This is a genomic window from Megamonas sp. (genome assembly GCF_986095205.1).
Window position 1 is genome coordinate 12,145 of record NZ_CFQVBI010000025.1, and the last position, 19,654, is coordinate 31,798.

Sequence of the window (19,654 nt, forward strand, 5' to 3'; positions counted from 1 at the left end):
GAAATGAACTAATACTTAAAGTGGGCGATTTTTATGTTGGAGATATTTTCTGATACTTCGTTATTATTAGCTATTGGTATAGCTTTTATTTCTACGTTAATTCAATCCTTGACGGGTTTTGGATTTGCTATTGTTTCTACGCCATTGCTTTTAATGGTCTATGATGCCAAAGAAGTTGTTGTTCTTTTGCAATTTTTATCTGTTGTTCTTGATACTGTTTTTGTCTTTTTTGTCAAAGATAATATTGATTGGCATTTTCTAAAACCATTGCTGATTGGTTCAGTAATAGGTCATCCTATTGGTATTCTCATCTATCTATTTGTGCCTACTATAGGATTAAAAATTTTCATTGCTTGTGTTATTTTATCATTCTTATTTCTTACCAAAATTTACCGTAAACAACTGACTGAAACATCCTGTAAAACTGGTGTTGTTGGTTGTCTATCTGGTATTTTAAATACTTCTACCAGTATGAGTGGCCCACCGCTTATTATTTATTTAACATCTACTAATCGTGATAAAACTTCTTTGCGTGCCACTTGTATTGCTTATTTTACTATTATTAATTACCTAGGTATCTTTGCTTTTTACTTAGCAGGAAAAGATTTTTCATTCGCTATTGAACAAAGTATTTATATCGTTCCATTCTGTTTTATCGCTTTATGGCTAGGTAATAAATTATTTCCTTATATTTCTCAAAAAATGTTTAATCGACTCGTTTTCGTTATGTTATTATTCAGTGCTTTATATACTATTTATTCAGCTATCAATTAAAGGAGAACTATATGAATAAAGTTGCTGTTGTTACTGGTGGAGCTAGAGGTATTGGCAAAGCCATTTGTGATGAATTCAAAGCTCAAAATATTACAGTATGTACTATTGATGTTTTACCTAATGATTATTTTGTTGGCGATATTGCTGATGAAAAAATATTGACGCAATTTGCCCAAAAAGTAATTGATGAGCATAAAAAAATAGATTATTTAATCAATAACGCTTGTCTTATGAAAGGTGGCTTAGCTACTGCTTCTTATGAAGATTTTCTCTACGTACTAAAAGTTGGTGCTGTGGCTCCTTTTATGCTTACTAAATTATTTATGAACCATCTTCAAGACAATGCTAGCATCGTAAATATTTCTTCTAGCCGTCATTTGATGAGTCAAGCAAATACTGAAAGTTACACTGCTGCTAAAGGAGCAATCTCTTCACTAACTCATGCTATGGCAGTTACATTGCGTGGAAAAGCTCGTGTAAACAGTATTTCTCCTGGTTGGATAGATACTACAAATAGTGAATTTTCCTCAGCAGATAAACTTCAACATTTAGTAAATCGTGTTGGCGTACCCAAAGATATTGTAAATGCTGTGATGTTTCTTTGCAGTGAAAAATCTTCATTTATCACCGGTCAAGATATCGTCGTTGATGGTGGCATGACGAAACAAATGATTTACCATGACGATTATGATTGGTATTACAATAAATAAAGGTATTCTTCCTTGATACACAGAATTATATTATATAAATATCTATAATATAAAAATATGTATATAAGTATAGGAGGAATTTTTATGGGATTATTTGATAATCTTTTAGGCAATGCCTCTAAAGCAAATCTTGATGATATCCGCCAAGATTACGCTAAATTATTAGCTAATGGAGAAAGCATTCAACAGGCTTATGAAATCTTTCGTGATTTATTTATTTTTACCGACAAACGCCTTATCCTTGTGGATAAACAAGGTCTTACAGGCAAAAAAACACAATATCATTCTATACCATATAAAAGCATAAGACATTTCAGCATTGAAACAGCTGGTCATTTCGATTTAGATGCTGAATTAAAAATATATGTCGCTGGTATGGATATGCCTATTAGCAAAAAATTTGATAAAAGTTTAGATATTTATCAACTACAAGCTATTTTAGCTGAATATGTATTACGTTAAAATAAAAAGCTGGGTTTAAAATCCTTTATAGATTTAAACTCAGCCTTTTTTATCAATAAATTCAATATAAAATTATGAGGTTACTCTATGCAAACACAAGATTATTTAGCTCAAGAACTCCAACAAAGTCTTGCTAGCGCTCTTATAGATGATAAAATTAATTCCTTGCCTGATTTACAACCACAGATAATCTATAATGATTATAATAGTGGCTCTAATCTATTAGTAGAACTACTTCAAGAATTACAAACTTGTAAACGATTTTATTTTGCCATAGCTTTTATCACTCAAAGTGGTTTAATTTGTCTTAAAGAATGTTTAAAACTACTTCAAGAAAAAAACATCACTGGCGACATTTTAACCACTGATTATCTATATTTTAATCAACCAAAAGCTCTACAGGAATTACAACAATATCCTAATTTAAATATTTGCATCTATACTAAAGAAAATTTCCATATCAAAGGCTATATCTTTGAACAAAACGATTATTATACTTTAATTGTAGGCAGTAATAATTTAACGCAAACAGCCTTAAAAGCAAATAAAGAATGGAGTTTAAAAATAAATTCTTTAACAAATGGTGCTTTAATCAACAATACATTATCTCAATTTCAACAAATGTGGCAAGAATCCCTGCCTTTGACTGATATCTGGCTTAAACAATATGCTACTAAATATCATTCTTTACAAAAATTAAAAAGAGAATTTGCTGCAGCTCAAGAAAATATCTCTACCAATGATATTACACCCAATAAAATGCAACAGGAAGCATTAAAAGCTTTAGCAAAATTGCAACAAAATAATAAACATAAAGCATTATTGATATCTGCCACAGGCACAGGAAAAACATATTTAAGTGCCTTTGCTGTCAAAAAAGCCAAGCCTAAACGACTATTATTTTTAGCCCATCGCGAACAAATTCTCAAACAAGCTTGTAAAACTTTTGCCAAAATAATACCAGATATCCAATATGGTATTTTATCAGCTAACCATAAAGATTTTCATAAACCTTATCTATTTGCTACCATAAATATGCTAAACAAAGAAGAAAATTTAACTCAATTCACACCAACACATTTTGACTATATAATCATTGATGAAACTCATCGAGCTGGTGCTAATAGTTATTTAAAAATCTTAAATTACTTTCAACCACAATTTTTATTAGGTATGACAGCGACACCAGAACGCACAGACGGTTTTGATATCTACCAATTATTTGACCATAATATAGCTTATGAAATTCGTTTAAATCAAGCTATGCAAGAAAATTTACTTTGCCCATTTCACTACTTTGGCATCACTGATATCACAGTTGATGATCAAGAAATCAATGATAATTCAACATTTAATGATTTAACTACAGACGCTCGCGTAACACATATCATCAATCAATCTCAATACTATGGTTTCAGTGGAGAACGTCTACGCGGTTTAATATTCTGTAGTCAAATAGAAGAAGCCCAAATACTTTCACAAAAATTTAATGAGCGAGGATTTAATACCATTGCTCTATCAGGTAAAGATAGTCAAGAAACGCGAACTAATGCCATTCATAAATTAGAACAAAAAGAACGCTCTACAGGTCTTGATTATATATTCACTGTAGACATTATGAATGAAGGTATTGATATTCCTGCTATAAATCAAATAATTATGCTCAGACCTACAAAATCAGCCATTATCTTCGTTCAACAATTAGGTCGTGGGCTTCGTAAATATCCGCAAAAAGATTATGTAGTAATTCTTGACTTTATCGGCAACTATCAAAATAACTTTATGATACCAATAGCCCTATCTGGTGATACTTCTTATAATAAAGATAATATCCGTCATTATGTAGCAGAAGGAAATCGCTTCATCTTTGGTTCTTCTACCATTCATTTTGATAAAGTAGCTCGTCAAAAAATCTATCAAGCTATTGATAGTGCCAAATTAAGCGATACAGCCTTATTGAAAAATGAATATCTACAATTAAAACAAAAATTAGGAAAAATTCCTTCTATCTTTGATTTTTCCCAGTTTGGTAGTATAGACATTTTAAAATTCCTTGATAAATTTAAAACATATCATAATTTCTTGCAAAAATACGATAAAGATTACACAATTAGATTTAATACAATTCAAGAAGAAATTCTTTATTTTATCTCATATCGCTTCGCTAAAGGCAAAAGAATTCATGAACTCATAGCTTTAAAATTATTATTAAAAAATACATCTCATTTATTAATGGATATAAAGCAAATCTTAATTACAAAATACCATCAAGAATTTACTGAGCAAATAAAAACTTCTCTAATACGCAATTTAACTAATCTATTTACCATTAGCAATGAGCAAGCTAAATTTAGTAATTGCATTTTCATCAAAGAAAATGATAATGATTACATCATCAGTGATATTTTTAAATCAGCTTTACAAGATGAAAAGTTCTATTTTCAAATAAATGAAATTCTCGATTTTGCCTTAGAAAGATATCAAAAATACTATCAAAATAAATACAAAGATACTAACCTTGTTTTATATCAAAAATACACTTATGAAGAAGTTTGTTATCTATTAAATTGGCCTCAAAAAATAAATCCTAATGCCATGGCTGGTTATTTCTATGAAAAGACAACACATACCATGCCAGTGTTTATCAATTATATAGCCCCAGATAAAAAAAGAGTGGATTATACTAATGAATTTTTAAGCAATACTTTGATTACAGCCTACTCCAAAAGCAATCGAAAATTAGACTCTAGTGATGCTAAACATATATATAATGCCAAAGAAGAACAAAATAAATTATATCTATTTGTACGCAAACCTAGTGAAGATAAAGAAGCTAAAGAATTTTATTTTTTAGGTGAAATCACAGCCCAAGGCAAGCCAGAATTTGCACCTAAATATAATGGTTTTAAAATTCTCTATAAATTAGATACACCTGTTAGAGCAGATATTTTCGATTATCTTACAACCATAACCGTTTAAAATAAAAAGACATCTATAAAAAATGATAAGTTTCATAAACTTCCATTTCCATAGATGTCTTTTTTTATTTTGTTGGAATAATTTCTTCGATAGATACGCCGTTTGGCACATATAATACCATTTTTGCAGAAATTCTTTTTACAGAACCATCTAATACATAGCAAGCACCATTCATAAAATCGCAAATACGAACTTGTTCACTTTGTTCAATTTTTTCGTAATTGATAAGTACAGCTTTAGAAGCTTTTAAAGCATCAGCAGCAATTCTTGTATCATTGAAATTAGTAGGTTCAAATACAAGTACATTCATATTTGGCTGTTTATATACTTTTAAACTAGGACGACGATTATTTTCTTCATAGTTATTAGTAGCAGATGATGTTGCTTCATCTCTTGTAGCTTCAGCTGTATTTGTGTAAATGGAAGGTCCATTTGCTACACGAGTAACATTAGGAGCTACTTTTACTGTTTGTCTTCTAGTTTCTTGTTTTTCATCAACTTTAGCTTCTATTTCTTCAACTTCTTCTGGAATTAGAAACTTAGTGATTTTTGATAAAAAATCCGCCATAATCTCACCTCAAATATCTCTTTTATAAACCATAAATGCATTTTATATAAAATTAAAATAAACCCATACTAGGATAATTCTATATAAAATAAAAAAATCCTGCAAAAAACTGTAATAAATATTATTTTCATAAAATTTATTTGATTGTTTAACTAATCAAATAAATTCATAAATATGCTAAGAAGCGACACATATAAATGTCGCTTCTAACACATTATATACTATACTTAAAATTATTTTGCGTTTTTACGTAAACGTCCACGCTGAGATTTGTCAAGAATAGTTTTTCTTAAACGAATGCTTTCTGGAGTAACTTCTACCATTTCATCTTTGTTGATGAATTCAAGAGCCTGTTCAAGACTTAAAAGACGAGGTGGAGTTAAGCGAATAGCTTCATCAGAAGAAGAAGAACGCATATTGGAAACATTTTTCTTCTTACATGGATTTACGTCCATATCAAGTTCACGAGTATTTTCCCCAATAATCATACCTTCATAAACCATTTGGTTTGGAGAAATGAACATTACACCACGGTCTTGAAGAGTATAAATACCGTATGGAGTTGTTTCACCTTGTTCAAATGCTACTAAAGAACCACGGCTACGACCTGGAATATCACCTTTATATGGAGCATATCCACGGAATACATGGTTCATAATACCATTACCTTTTGTATTAGTTAAGAATTCAGAACGGAAACCGATAAGTCCACGTGCAGGAATAGTGAATTCAAGACGTAAGTAACCTTTTAATTCAGTCATATTGGAAAGTTCTGCTTTACGAGTACCAAGGGATTCCATAACTGTACCCATGAATTCTTGAGGTACTTCAATAGTTAAGTTTTCAATTGGTTCACAAAGTTGGCCATTGATTTCTTTATAAATAACTTCTGGTTTACCAATCTGAAGTTCGTATCCTTCACGACGCATTGTTTCAATGAGGATAGAAAGATGTAATTCGCCACGACCAGAAACTTTAAATGTATCAGGGCTATCTGTTTCTTCAACACGTAAGCTTACATTTGTTTCAGTTTCTTTATATAAACGGTCGCGTAAATGACGAGATGTTACAAACTGACCTTCACGACCAGCAAATGGGCTAGTATTAACACCAAAAGTCATGGACAATGTAGGTTCATCAATATTAATGCTAGGTAAAGCTTCTGGATTTTCAGCATCAGCAACAGTATGACCAATACTTGCACTAGGAAGACCAGTAATTGCTACGATTTCACCAAGTTCAGCTTCGCTAACTTCCATACGTTTTAAACCTTGGTAAACATATACTTTACCGATACGTTCTTTAGTTTCGCCATCACCACTGATAACTACTACATTTTGACCTTCTTTGATTTTACCACGCATGATACGACCAATAGCTACACGACCAACATATTCATCAGAATCAAGTGTAGTTACCATCATTTGAAGAGGACCTTCTACATCACCCTGTGGAGCTGGAATTTCTTTAATAAGTAAATCCATTAATGGTTCTAAGCTATCGCTTTCATCATCAAGATCAAGTTTAGCAATACCATCACGAGCAATTGCGTATACAACAGGGAAATCAAGCTGATCATCATCAGCACCAAGTTCCATGAAAAGTTCCAAAACTTCGTCATAAACGTCATCAATACGCTGGTCAGGACGGTCAATTTTGTTGATAACAACGATAGGTTTTAAACCTTGTTCTAAAGCTTTACGTAAAACATATTTAGTCTGAGGCATAGGACCTTCAGAAGCGTCAACTAATAATAAAACGCCATCAACCATGTTGAGTACACGTTCAACTTCGCCACCAAAATCAGCATGGCCTGGTGTATCAACGATGTTGATTTTTATATCTTTGTACATTACAGCTGTATTTTTAGACAAAATGGTAATACCGCGTTCACGTTCAATAGCATTAGAGTCCATTACTCTTTCTGCTACCTGTTCGTTAGCACGGAAAATATGGCTTTGTTTAAGCATTGCGTCAACAAGAGTTGTTTTACCGTGGTCAACGTGAGCTATGATAGCGACATTTCTCAATTTGTTATTAGTATACAAAAAAATTCCTCCCAATGTATTAATGAATATATTATGTTTACATCATATAAAAGATAAAATATCTCTTTACTAGTGTAGTATATCAATATCTTTATGTCAAATTAAAATACTAAAATAGCTAAAAATTTTTCTTTAGACTCAAGGTCTTTCCAAAGAGATTTTTCCTAATTTTCCTGCTCTAAAATCCTTAAGCACAGCAATAGCAGTTTTTTCAGTATCTACAATACCGCCTTTTTGTAAAAATCCACGTTTTTTGCCTACCAAAGTAAATAATTCTTCACTAGTTTGTGGAATTTCATCTATTTTATAGCGTTCTTTTATATTTTTAGCATAATCATCTTTTAAACGCCATAATAAGATTTCAGCAGCACGTTCAATATCATAAACTTCATCACTGATAGCTCCAGTAAAAGCTAAATTCAATCCCACTTCAGGATCTTCAAATTTTGGCCATAAAATACCTGGAGTATCCAATAAATCAAGATTATTTTTTATTTTAATCCACTGTTTTGCACGTGTAACACCAGGTTTATCAGCAGTTTTCAATGAAGCACTGCCAGATAATCTATTTATTAAAGAAGATTTCCCTACATTTGGAATACCTACAATCATTACACGAGCATTACGAGGTTTTACACCTTTATTAGCGAATTTAGCAGTTTTTACCTTTGCCAATTCATCTGCTACAGTTACTAATTGACGAATACCTTTACCATCTAAAGAATTGATTTTCACCACAGATTTACCCATAGATGTGAAATATTCTTCCCATTTATTATTGATATTATTATCTGCTAAATCAATTTTATTCAAAGCAATTAAATGCGGTTTTTTGCCAATTAAATCTTTTAAAATTGGATTTGCACTACTGTTAGGAATACGAGCATCACGAAGCTCAATGACCACATCAACTAATTTTAAATTTTCCACAATAATGCGTTTAGCTTTTGCCATATGCCCAGGGAACCAGTTTAATTGAGCAAGTGTTCCTAAATCATCATATTGCATATTTTCTTCCATTAAATAAACTCCTCCTTATATTAATATTCAAATATCTATAACATAAAATTCAAATTCCAACAAAAAAGGCACTATCTTGTGTCAACTACAAGACAGTGTCTTATAAAAAGTATTATATACCAATATATATACAAAATCAAAATTTTTTTATTTTACACCTATAGCATTTATTTTATCTGGTTCTACTACAATAGTTTTTTCTGTGCCATCTTGAACAATTACAAAAGTTGCAGGTTCAGATGAAAATATATCTACTAATTGTCCCATATTAAAATCTTCAAAATTATCGACTACACTTTTACCATTGATGCTAATTAAACAATCACCTGTTTTCATACCAGCTTTTGCTGCTGGAGAATTTTCCGCTACATTTATAATAACTCCATTATCTTTAATTTCACGACTAGAAGCTATTCCATAAACGTAACTATCAAAAAATACACGTTTCACAGAATTTAATACTGCCTTTAATTCTTTGACATTATCATATTCTTCAATTTCATTAGTGCCATCAGCATAAATTCTTTCATATTTACTAGAAAGTGTCATTTCTACATTATTGCCTTTTTGCACCAATTCACAAATAATATCTTTTTTATCACGATACATAAATTTATTATTTTTATCTACAGTATCCACAACATTAAACAATACAATTGTATTATCATCTTTTTCTACTAAATTAGTTTTTGCTGAAAATATACTTATAGCTTTGACTATACCATGTTTCACTTGCTCGATATTTGTATTTTCAAATTCTTGATTAATACTACTAGCAAAACAATTAGCGGTAATTGCCATTAACAGCATGAATAAAACTAAAATCTTTTTCATTAAAAACCTCTCCTTAAAACTTTTAAATTTTAATCTTCAAAAGTTTTAGCAACTGTTTTTAGATAATCAACAATTGTCAAATGTTGTGGACAATGACCTTCACAACTTCTACATTCAATACAATCAGAAGCTTTCGCATGAGTTTTTATCATATCTTGATATTTCTTCTTACTGCCAGACGCCATGCCAAAACGTTTTTCATTATTATATAACTCAAAAACCTCTGGTATTTGAATTTGCATTGGACAATTTTCTTTACAATAATTACAAGCTGTACAAGCAATAGCTGTTGTATCATTGATGATTTTTGCCACTTTAAAAGTTGTTTCAATTTCTTCTTTAGTAAGCGGTTTAAAATCTTCCATATAACTTAAATTATCTTCTAATTGTTCCCATGTTGACATGCCAGAAAGCACCATAAATACATCATCTAAGCTACTAGCAAAGCGAATTGCCCATGAAGCCACTGACATTTTTTCATCTTGAGCTTTCAATAAATCTATACCAGCCTGCGGAATATTTACCAATTTACCACCTTTTATAGGTTCCATGACAACTACAGGTTTATGATATTTTTGACAAACTTCATAACACTTGCGAGATTGTACACTATCACTTTCCCAATCAAGATAATTTATCTGTAACTGTACAAACTCAATATCTTCGCCAATTTCAAGTAAAATCTTTTCCAAGAATTCTGCTGTATCATGAAAAGAAAAACCTAACTTTTTAATCTTGCCTTCCGCTTTCATTTGACGCACAAAATCCATAGATTTAAATTCTTTAACCTTTGCATAATTATCAACATCTAAACAATGCAATAAATAATAATCAAAATAATCCACACCACATTTTTCTAATTGTTCATCAAAAATACGTTTATTATCTTCTATGGATTTCAACTGCATTGTAGGCAATTTATCCGCCAATAAAAAGCTTTCTCGTGGATATCTTTTAACTAAAGCTTCCTTTACAAATAACTCACTTTGATAATTATGATACATATACGCAGTATCAAAATACTTAAAGCCTTTTGCCATAAAAGTATCAACCATTTTACAAAATTGCTCCATATCTACCTTGTTATTTTCCACATCAAGCATAGGTAAACGCATACAGCCAAAACCAAGTTTCTTCAAAATTTCCATAATCCCACTCTCCTAAAATATATTTATTTATAATTTTTCTAATACCATTTTTAAACTTCTGACTTTTTGTTCTGATGTTGGTAAATATATTTTTTTTCTTTTTCTCACTTCAAATTCTATTATTGGTTTTAATAATTTTTTAGCAAAAAGATTTTTATTATCAGAAGCAAACATATCTTTTAACATATCCCCTGACAATTTTTTACCTAGAGATTCAACAATATTTTCTACTTCTTTTTTATTCAATAAATAATCTGTTGCTAAATCTTTAAAATTATCTTCTATAATTCTAATCATTTCTACTGCATCATCTTCAATAAAGCTAGTTGCCTTACTTGCCGCTTTATTGCCTATAGTACCACCTACAAATGCACCAACTAAACCACCTACAAATGTTCCTATTCCAGGAACAACAGATCCCATTGCTGCACCTGCTGCAAATCCAGCGGCTCCACCGCCTACTGATGCTCCATTTTTTACAAGATTTTTAAATAATTGTTTTCCAGATATTCTTCCTCTAAAAATATTTATAACATCTGGTGCTGTTGTAACTACAACTGCTGCTACATTAGTTATAACATTTGATCTAAATAATTTAGCAGCATTATTCATTGCAGCCGCTCCATAAATATTAGTACCACTTTCTCTAAAGATATTTACTAATGTAGCTGATGCTTTCGGACCTATTAATTTAACTATATTTTGAGAAGTCCCCATCAAAACTGTATGCATACCTGCTTTTTCCAATTGACCTACTAAAATAGCTGAGGCAAATGCTGTCCCACCTATTCTTAATCCAGTAAATGTTGCTTTTTCCAATGCAATATCAAAACTATCTCCATTCCAAATAGAAACAGCAAAATTTATTGTTGCACTTATACCAAACGTAGTTGCTCCAACAATCATACCATTAGTCGCATCATATGCCAAAGATTCTATCGTTCCTGCTTTAGCAATATTTTTGGCTTGTTCATATGTAAAAGCTCCTTTTCTAACAATATCCGTTGCTTTTGTGGGATCACTAACTCCTGGAATCTGTCCACGACGAATACGTTCTTTCATTGCTTTTACTGCATCATCATATTTATCTGAAGGCACTTCAATCTGCATAGGTGCTCCATTGGGATTAACATATCTAAATCTACCATTTTCAAAACATTCACTAATGCACTTTGAACCACTGTTGCAATACTTAGATTGTATATTGACACCATCAACTATTCTATCCGCACCATTTTTTACAAAATCATCGCCTTTTAATACAGCACTTTTGCCATGAAGTAAATCATTCAAATGATTTGCTCTTTCAGCAGCAAAACCATGACCACGAGCCCCATTTAATTTAGCTTCACCATATAAAGTATTTGCATTACTTATATTTCCATATATTTCTCCAATAATATCAAAATCTTCTTCATCCATTTTTCTATATTTACTCATATCTTAATCACCGTACTTTATAATATTATTACTTTCTATATTATATAATATCTCCATTACATATTCATCAATAAAACTCTAATCTATTTTTTCTACAATAAATATAAGTACCTAAAACCTATTATAAATTATGCAATTTTTATTTATCATCTATGTATATTTTTACTTTTATAAAATAAGCAAAAAATAGTCAAAAAGTCAAAAATAATTATTGACATTTTGACTAATTCGAGTATAATAATAATTGTAAGGACGTTAAGAGATACAAAAGATAAGAAGTATCCCTTAAGATACTTACAAAATCCAAATTTTAATTTTATAAACTTACTAATAACAATAAATAAAAACGGACTTCATAGTCCGTTTAAATCAAAATCTAATTTGACTTTTTGACTTTATTTATTGCTTAATACATGGAGGTTGTTATTTATGTTTGGTTTAGTTCCATTTGCAAAAAATATTGCTAAAAGTGATGATGATTTCAATAAATTATTCGATGTTTTCAATGAACCATTCTTTCATGAACCATTTGCAAAAATGAATTCTTATGTAAAATCCTTTAAAGTCGATGTAAAAGATACTGATAAAACTTACGAACTCACTGCTGAATTACCAGGCATCGCCAAAGAAAATATTTCTCTTGACTACAACAAAGGTTATTTAACAATTAAAACAACTACTACAAAATCCACAGAAGAAAAACCTGCTGAAAATGCTGATGATAAAAATGAAAAACCTCAAGAAAAATATATTCGCCGTGAACGTTATGTAGGTGAAATGCAACGTTCTTTCTACATTGACGATATTGATGAAAAAAATATCAAAGCTTCCTATCAAGATGGTATCTTGACTGTAGTTTTACCAAAAGCTACTAAAGAAGAAACAACTACCCAAATTAATATTGACTAATTTTCTTTTAAATAAAATTTGACTTTTAAACTTTTAGGAGGTATTTATCATGTTTGGTTTAATTCCTACATTTACAAATAATCTTGCATCTAGAGACAATTCTTTCAAATCTATTTTTGATGTTTTCAACGAACCATTTTTCCAAAACGCATTTGCTCCAGTAAATTCCATGTTCAATGCATTCAAAGTTGATGTAAAAGATACAGATAATGCTTATGAACTCACTGCTGAATTACCAGGAGTAAAAAAAGAAAATATCGCTCTTGATTATCAAAATGGTTATTTAACTATCAAAGCTACAATACAAAATGAACAAAATCAGAATGAAGAAAGTAACTACATTCATCAAGAACGCTATTATGGCACAATGCAACGTTCATTCTATGTAGGTCAGATAGATAAAGCTAACGCTAAAGCTGAATATACTGATGGTGTTTTAAAAATGACATTGCCAAAACTTCAACCACAATCAACAACCACTCAAATTGATATAGATTAATATAAATTAGTCCTCCCTCCTGCAACTCCTTTAAAATTAAATACTTTATAAATTAAAGATAGCCTTTATACTTGAGAGATTATCTACTCTTAGTATAAAGGCTATTTTTATTATAATTGTTTATTAAAAGATTGCCTTATAATGTCCATTACTTTATCTACATCGCATATATCTTCTAAAAACAATTCTACATCACCATTGCCCCATCTTCCTAAATTAGTAACATCTTTACATATATTATATTCATCAATAACTTCATTAAATTTCATATTTACAGAAATTCGTAATCTATTTTTCTGAACTACGATATCTGCAAAATTAGTATCTAACTTATATGCTATATATAACTTTTTAAACTCTCGTCTTACTTCTGACGATAAATTCATTATACGCATATTTAATTTATCAAATAACATTTTAGTTGTTTTATTAAAATCATAACTATCTATTCCATACATTTGCTGTTTATCGTCATTTTTATATTTAACCAAAATATTTCTTTCTATAATTGGATATTTCCAAATAAGTAGAGCTTTTTCTACTAATATAGAAGCTCTTTCTTTTATTATTTTCTCATTCCATTCATTTTGTTTGACTACATAACTATTTAATCTTAAAGCACTTTCTTTAAAACCTCCATTCATTTCCATTTTTTCACTAAAAGATTTATTACTCATTTCTGAATTATAAGCTGTTAATGTCAAATTACCTATAGTATGCAAGTATTTCTTCTGAACCGTTTCATAATTTTTCCCTAACTCTTTTTTCCAAACATTTGATAAATTTTTTGTTTGTGGCATTATATGTTCTATCGTATAATTTTCAATATTTATAGGGGCTTTATTATTAAAATTTTCTAGAGAACTCAATATATAATTTCTTATTCTCATATGATATATATCTTTAACTTTTAATGCAGAAGAAAACTTTTCATCATTTGGAAAAATTTTATAATCATCTTTTAAAATAAAAAATGCTTTTATCGAATTTATATAATCATCTACGTTTATTTCATTTTTTAAAGTAGCAAAAGTTTTATTTAATGAATTAGTCGGTATATCACAAATATTTCTCCTAAAAACATAACTAATACATAATTTTATGATACTTACAAGCTCATCTTCATTTATCAAATTTCTTTCAAAATCATAATGTATTTTCAATAAAAAAGGAAAAGCTACTTCCATTTTTAAATATTTAATTTCTTTATATAGATTTATCAAATTTTTATTTGTACCTTGTTCAAATATCATATTAGTGTAATATCTTGCATACATATATAAATCTTTACATAAATCTTCTAAAGTGCTAAATTCACAGTTATTATTATACATTTTAAATTCTTCATAAATTTTATCTAATTTAGGTATTCTAGCTAATTTCATAGTTAAATAGTCTCTAAAAAATCTGTCCATTAACAAAGTTTGTTTTTCATATCTAAACAATTGTTCCATAGGACGCCAAATATTTTTATAAATATCTTTTTGCTGTTTATTATCTAATCCCATCAAAACAAAATTTCTAATTAAATCAGATTCAGATAATTCTTTACCTGTAGAATTTAAACTTTCAAAAATAACTTGTGGTTCATCACTTGTTCTATCTAAATTAATATTAACAATCTGTAATTTCCCTATTGCCTCATAAATATCTTGTAAGGATAAATCCATATTTTTTATATTACTAAAAAAATAATTATAATTACTTATTAATCTTGAATTTAAATTTTCATCTATCGGTCTTTTTTCAATAAGTGATATTAATATATCCTTATCCGTTTCTGTTAATAATAATTTATATTGACTATCATCATCCTCATCAGGATTTTTTAAAAAACTATTATTTATCTTTTTCCAATTTATACTTTTCTCTTCTCTATGTATAAAAGCATAATCTCTTAATGCTAATAATAATAACATTAATGTTGTAATCCTTTGTTGTCCATCAATTATAGTAAATTTAGACATATCACTTGGAGAATCATTCTCTGTAATACTAACAATAGAACCTACAAAATGACCATTTTTATTTTTCTTTTGCATATCTACTATATCAAACCAAAGTCGCTTACATTCTTCTACTTCCCAACTATAAATACGTTGATATACTGGTATAATATATTGTTTATCACCACTTAAAAATTTATAAATATTAGCTTTTCTAGCGTCCATTATAATCCTCTCTTTTCACATATAATACATAAGCTATTTTAAAATAAAACTTAAAACTTAACAACATAGTAAACCAAAAACATCTTTAGAGTTGACTATATCTTTTTATTTTCTTATAATCATATCAAAACATACTTTATAAAATTCAATTTTATAAATATATAAGGAGATAATTTTATGTCATCATCATTAACAACAAAAGCCCTATCAAAAATGGCTGTTTGCGTAGCTATCATCTGCATATCAGCTTACATATCTTTTCCTGTCACTGCTGTTCCCTTTACTTGTCTTACTCTAGCTATGTTATTATCAGCATTTTTATCCACACCAAAAGAAACACTAATCATCATGATTGTCTATACGCTAATCGGAGCTATCGGTCTTCCTGTATTCTCTGGTGGTGCAGGTGGTTTTAACTGTTTATTTTCCCCAACTGGTGGATATCTTTGGGGCTTCATCGTCAGCTATCCTATCGCTAGTTATCTAAAAGGAAATAAAAACTCCTTCAAAAACTTCTTTTTAGCAGGACTTGCTGTCATTCCCATCACTTATATTTTCGGTGTGGCTATGCTTTGCTTTATTATGAAACTTTCCATTTTAGAAGGCATCACCATTGGTGCTTTACCTTTCATACCTGGTGATATCATCAAGACTTTAATTGCTAGTTATGTTGCTGTTCGTTTACGCAAAAATTTATTTTACTAATCAAGGAAGTGAATATATATGATAAATAATAATTTTTTACAAGAAGGTATCTCACCTTCTTATTTTTTTCAATATGTTGATACCTTAACTAATCTAAATTTACATTCACTTGTAATCTATAAAGATAATAAATTGCTTTCTAAAGTTTATATTGCCCCTTATAATGAATACGAAAAACAGATTTTATTTTCTGTCAGCAAATCCTTTACAGCAGTTGCTATGATGTTTGCTCTCCAAGATAAATTATTTACATTAGATACCACAATTTATTCACTTTTAAAACACAAATTAAAATTTGAACCTACTGAAGATATTAAAAGCCTCACCATACATCATTTATTATCCATGACTTATGGTTTTATCGACAAAGAAATTCAAGATTTTTATCTAAAAGATGATTGGATTAATGAAGCATTTTCTTTAAAACTACAGACAAAGCCTGGCACTTCCTTCTTTTATAATAATCGTTGCCCATTTTTATGTAGTGCCATCATTCAAGAATTAACTGGCAAAAATCTTTTGACTTATCTACAAGAAAAACTCTTTTCTCATTTAAACATAACTAATATAAGTTGGGAAAAAAATACTCAAAACTACGATAAAGGCTCGTGGGGTTTAAGCTTGACCACAGAAGATTTAGCTAAATTTGGTCAATTTATACTCAATAAAGGCTCATGGAATAATAAACAATTACTAGCCCCAGAATACATTGAAAAATTACTCACAGTATATATAAATACCGATGATAAAGCTTTTCCAGATAGCAAATTAGGCTACGGCTATTATTTTTGGAAATGCCAACCAGAAAAAGCCTTTCGCTGTGCTGGTCTTTTCGGTCAATATTGCATTATCTTGCCCAAAGAAAATATGGTCATAGCTATAACTAGCAATGCTGAAAACGAACAAAAACAAGCTATTTTATCTGCTACATGGAAATTCTTAGCTCAAATAAAAAAAGATAATAAATCCTCTACTCAAGATTTATCATCTTTAAATAACTATCTTTCTAAGCTTCATTTACCATATTTACCTAATGACAATTCCATTACTCCCGAAATCTTTCAACAAGAATTTAAATTCTCTCACAATCCTCTAAATTTAAATTCTATTTCTTTCTCCCAAATTTCCCATGATTGCATCAGAATTAATATTACCTTAAACACTAGAAAATACAATTTGTTAGCTAAACTAAACGCTTGGCAAAAGAATAATACTAATTCCGAAAATGATAACTTTGATTCTTGTACAACAATTTTCTATGAAAACCCTTACGCCAACTATGGTTGGCAAAATAACAAACTAAATTTAAAATTAGTTTATAACCAAGGCATCTTCATTGATACCCTAGAATTTAACTACTACAACCACCAACTATACCTACATTACAACCCCACTCCATCTTTCATCATCAGAACAAAACCCCATTACCTCATATCCAATCCCATAAAATAACAAAAAGGCTAGAGTAACCTATACTCTAGCCTTTAATTTACACACTACAAAAATACAACACTAAACTAGTTCCGCATCATAAATTTTAGTGGTAACCGTAGGTTATTGAAAATAATTATTGCTGAATACGATTTTAGTCTGAATGTTTGAGCGTAGCGAGTTTCTAAGCGTTGTATGAAGCAATAATTATTTTCAAAACTAAAAATTTATCTGCGGTGGTTTTTAACATAGTTCTTAGTGCTTCAGCACTTTAGAAATATGTTATGCAATTTATTGTGATTTGGTTCGTTTCTTTGCCATCAAAGAAATGAACATATCTTATTTATATTATTTGCTTTTCATTGCATTTTTAACGCATAATTCTTTTTTAATATCCCATAATTTTTGAGATAAATCTACATAATAACGATGTGGATTTTCAAAGCGTTTTACTTCGTCCCATAAAGTTTCCACTTCTTTTTGGCAATATGCTTTTATTTCTTCTATAGATGGGCTTTCATATACACATTCACCATTTTTAAAAATAGGAACTTGCAATTCTCTAACAGTGAAATCAGTAAGAGTTTTTTGTTTCCATGTAGCATTTGGATCAAAAATAGTATGTTCTTTTGTTGTATCAATTGTTTCATCATATAAACAAAGTTCATCAGCGATAGCTTTGCCTGTTTCTTTATCATACAAACGATATACTTTTTTGAAATGTGGATTTGTTATTTTAGTAATATTTTCACTGAGTTTAATTTTTGGTACGATTTCACCATTTTCATTTTCAATAGCTACTAATTTATATACACCGCCAAACACTGGTGCAGATTTTGAAGTAATCATTCTTTCACCTACACCAAATACATCTATTTTGGCACCTTGCATTAATAAATCACGAATTAAATGTTCATCTAAAGCATTAGATGCTACAATTTTACAAGTTGTAAGACCTGCCTCATCAAGCATTTTTCTAGCTTGTTTAGATAAATAAGAAATATCTCCAGAGTCTAAACGAATTGCAAAATTAGTAATACCTTGTGGCACAAGCATTTCTTTGAATACGCGAATAGCATTTGGTACACCACTTTTTAAAGTATTATAAGTGTCTACTAATAACACTGCATTATGAGGATAAATTTCACAATAAGCTCTAAATGCTTTATATTCAGAATCAAACATCTGTACCCAAGCATGAGCCATAGTACCACTAGCTGGCACTTGATAGAGTTCATCAGTAAGTGTGCAAGCTGTTCCAGCGCAACCGCCAATATATGCAGCTCTAGCACCTTTTACCGCACCATCTGCACCTTGAGCACGACGAGAACCAAATTCTAACACAGGTCTACCCTGAGCAGCTCTTACTATACGATTTGCTTTTGTAGCAATAAGAGATTGATGATTTAAAGTCAATAAAATAAAAGTTTCTAAAATCTGTGCTTCAATAGCAGGAGCTTTGATAGTCATAATTGGTTCACGAGGGAAAATACAAGTTCCTTCAGGAACAGCATAAATATCCCCTGTGAATTTAAAATCAGCTAGATATTCTAAGAAATCTTCACTGAACATATTTTTAGAACGAAAATATTCAATATCTTCTTTATCAAAATGTAAATCTTTTATATATTCTATTACTTGTTGTAGTCCTGCTGCTATAGCAAAACCACCTTCATCAGGAATATTACGGAAAAACACATCAAAATACACATTTTTTTTATGTAAATTATTTTTTAGATAGCCATTTCCCATTGTAAATTCATAAAAATCACATAACATGGCTAAATTTTCATTTTTTGAATTCATAAAGAACTTCCTTTCAAAATTTATAACAAAAATATTATAAATTCCTCTCTATTATTAATATACTTCATTTCTTTTTACAAAAACAAAAGTTATATTCCTTAATATTATATAGCAAGCTGTATTTATTTTCTACTCTTTAAATAAAAATAA

General features: G+C 29.7%; 16 protein-coding genes. 8 read left to right on the forward strand and 8 right to left on the reverse strand.

Translation table 11 applies throughout. From position 1 onward, the window contains the following. The first annotated feature begins 33 nt into the window (after window positions 1-33). From AC5LAX_RS03755 to AC5LAX_RS03770, 4 genes are all read left to right on the forward strand, one after another. Entirely contained in the window at window positions 34-774 is a 741-nt protein-coding gene (locus tag AC5LAX_RS03755) for a sulfite exporter TauE/SafE family protein (protein ID WP_018999876.1), read from the forward strand. 11 nt (window positions 775-785) lie between these two features. After that, a complete protein-coding gene (locus AC5LAX_RS03760; protein WP_266286693.1) occupies window positions 786-1,484 on the forward strand; it encodes an SDR family oxidoreductase in 699 nt (232 codons plus the stop codon). 84 nt (window positions 1,485-1,568) lie between these two features. Then, window positions 1,569-1,946 (forward strand): PH domain-containing protein, encoded by a 378-nt coding sequence (locus tag AC5LAX_RS03765; protein ID WP_117584861.1) that lies wholly within the window; start codon window positions 1,569-1,571, stop codon window positions 1,944-1,946. 87 nt (window positions 1,947-2,033) lie between these two features. After that, window positions 2,034-4,925, forward strand: a complete 2,892-nt coding sequence (locus AC5LAX_RS03770) for a DEAD/DEAH box helicase (protein WP_288909524.1) — start codon at window positions 2,034-2,036, stop codon at window positions 4,923-4,925. 64 nt (window positions 4,926-4,989) lie between these two features. On the opposite strand, the gene AC5LAX_RS03775 is transcribed toward AC5LAX_RS03770, so the two are convergent. From AC5LAX_RS03775 to AC5LAX_RS03800, 6 genes are all read right to left on the reverse strand, one after another. Continuing rightward, on the reverse strand, window positions 4,990-5,493 hold the full coding sequence (locus AC5LAX_RS03775) for a cell division protein SepF (protein WP_008537673.1): 504 nt from the start codon (window positions 5,491-5,493) through the stop codon (window positions 4,990-4,992). Window positions 5,494-5,726: 233 nt separating this feature from the next. Next, window positions 5,727-7,541: a translational GTPase TypA gene (typA, locus tag AC5LAX_RS03780; protein WP_018999879.1), complete on the reverse strand. Its 1,815-nt coding sequence runs from the start codon at window positions 7,539-7,541 to the stop codon at window positions 5,727-5,729. A 138-nt stretch (window positions 7,542-7,679) separates the two neighbouring features. Further along, window positions 7,680-8,561 (reverse strand): ribosome biogenesis GTPase YlqF, encoded by an 882-nt coding sequence (ylqF, locus tag AC5LAX_RS03785; RefSeq protein ID WP_008537671.1) that lies wholly within the window; start codon window positions 8,559-8,561, stop codon window positions 7,680-7,682. A 147-nt stretch (window positions 8,562-8,708) separates the two neighbouring features. Further along, window positions 8,709-9,395 carry a PDZ domain-containing protein gene (locus AC5LAX_RS03790; protein WP_117585155.1) on the reverse strand — a complete coding sequence of 229 codons (687 nt, stop codon included), beginning with the start codon at window positions 9,393-9,395 and terminating at the stop codon, window positions 8,709-8,711. A gap of 29 nt (window positions 9,396-9,424) precedes the next feature. Then, window positions 9,425-10,543: an aldo/keto reductase gene (locus AC5LAX_RS03795; RefSeq protein WP_288909525.1), complete on the reverse strand. Its 1,119-nt coding sequence runs from the start codon at window positions 10,541-10,543 to the stop codon at window positions 9,425-9,427. Between the two features lie 27 nt (window positions 10,544-10,570). Further along, window positions 10,571-11,983 (reverse strand): YeeR family protein, encoded by a 1,413-nt coding sequence (locus AC5LAX_RS03800; protein ID WP_204921242.1) that lies wholly within the window; start codon window positions 11,981-11,983, stop codon window positions 10,571-10,573. 429 nt (window positions 11,984-12,412) lie between these two features. Between AC5LAX_RS03800 and AC5LAX_RS03805 the strand changes: the two genes are divergently transcribed. Continuing rightward, window positions 12,413-12,892 (forward strand): Hsp20/alpha crystallin family protein, encoded by a 480-nt coding sequence (locus tag AC5LAX_RS03805; RefSeq protein ID WP_288909526.1) that lies wholly within the window; start codon window positions 12,413-12,415, stop codon window positions 12,890-12,892. A gap of 49 nt (window positions 12,893-12,941) precedes the next feature. After that, entirely contained in the window at window positions 12,942-13,391 is a 450-nt protein-coding gene (locus tag AC5LAX_RS03810; RefSeq protein ID WP_288909527.1) for an Hsp20/alpha crystallin family protein, read from the forward strand. Window positions 13,392-13,501: 110 nt separating this feature from the next. Here AC5LAX_RS03810 and AC5LAX_RS03815 read toward each other — a convergent pair whose 3' ends face one another. Continuing rightward, window positions 13,502-15,562 carry a DUF262 and DUF1524 domain-containing protein gene (locus tag AC5LAX_RS03815; RefSeq protein ID WP_288909528.1) on the reverse strand — a complete coding sequence of 687 codons (2,061 nt, stop codon included), beginning with the start codon at window positions 15,560-15,562 and terminating at the stop codon, window positions 13,502-13,504. Between the two features lie 177 nt (window positions 15,563-15,739). Here AC5LAX_RS03815 and AC5LAX_RS03820 point away from each other — a divergent pair, with 177 nt between their 5' ends. Continuing rightward, complete coding sequence (locus AC5LAX_RS03820; protein ID WP_115151750.1) at window positions 15,740-16,267, forward strand: biotin transporter BioY; 528 nt, start codon at window positions 15,740-15,742, stop codon at window positions 16,265-16,267. An 18-nt stretch (window positions 16,268-16,285) separates the two neighbouring features. Next, window positions 16,286-17,719: a serine hydrolase domain-containing protein gene (locus AC5LAX_RS03825; protein WP_288909529.1), complete on the forward strand. Its 1,434-nt coding sequence runs from the start codon at window positions 16,286-16,288 to the stop codon at window positions 17,717-17,719. 327 nt (window positions 17,720-18,046) lie between these two features. On the opposite strand, the gene AC5LAX_RS03830 is transcribed toward AC5LAX_RS03825, so the two are convergent. After that, on the reverse strand, window positions 18,047-19,504 hold the full coding sequence (locus AC5LAX_RS03830; protein ID WP_288909530.1) for a nicotinate phosphoribosyltransferase: 1,458 nt from the start codon (window positions 19,502-19,504) through the stop codon (window positions 18,047-18,049). Window positions 19,505-19,654 lie beyond the last annotated feature (150 nt).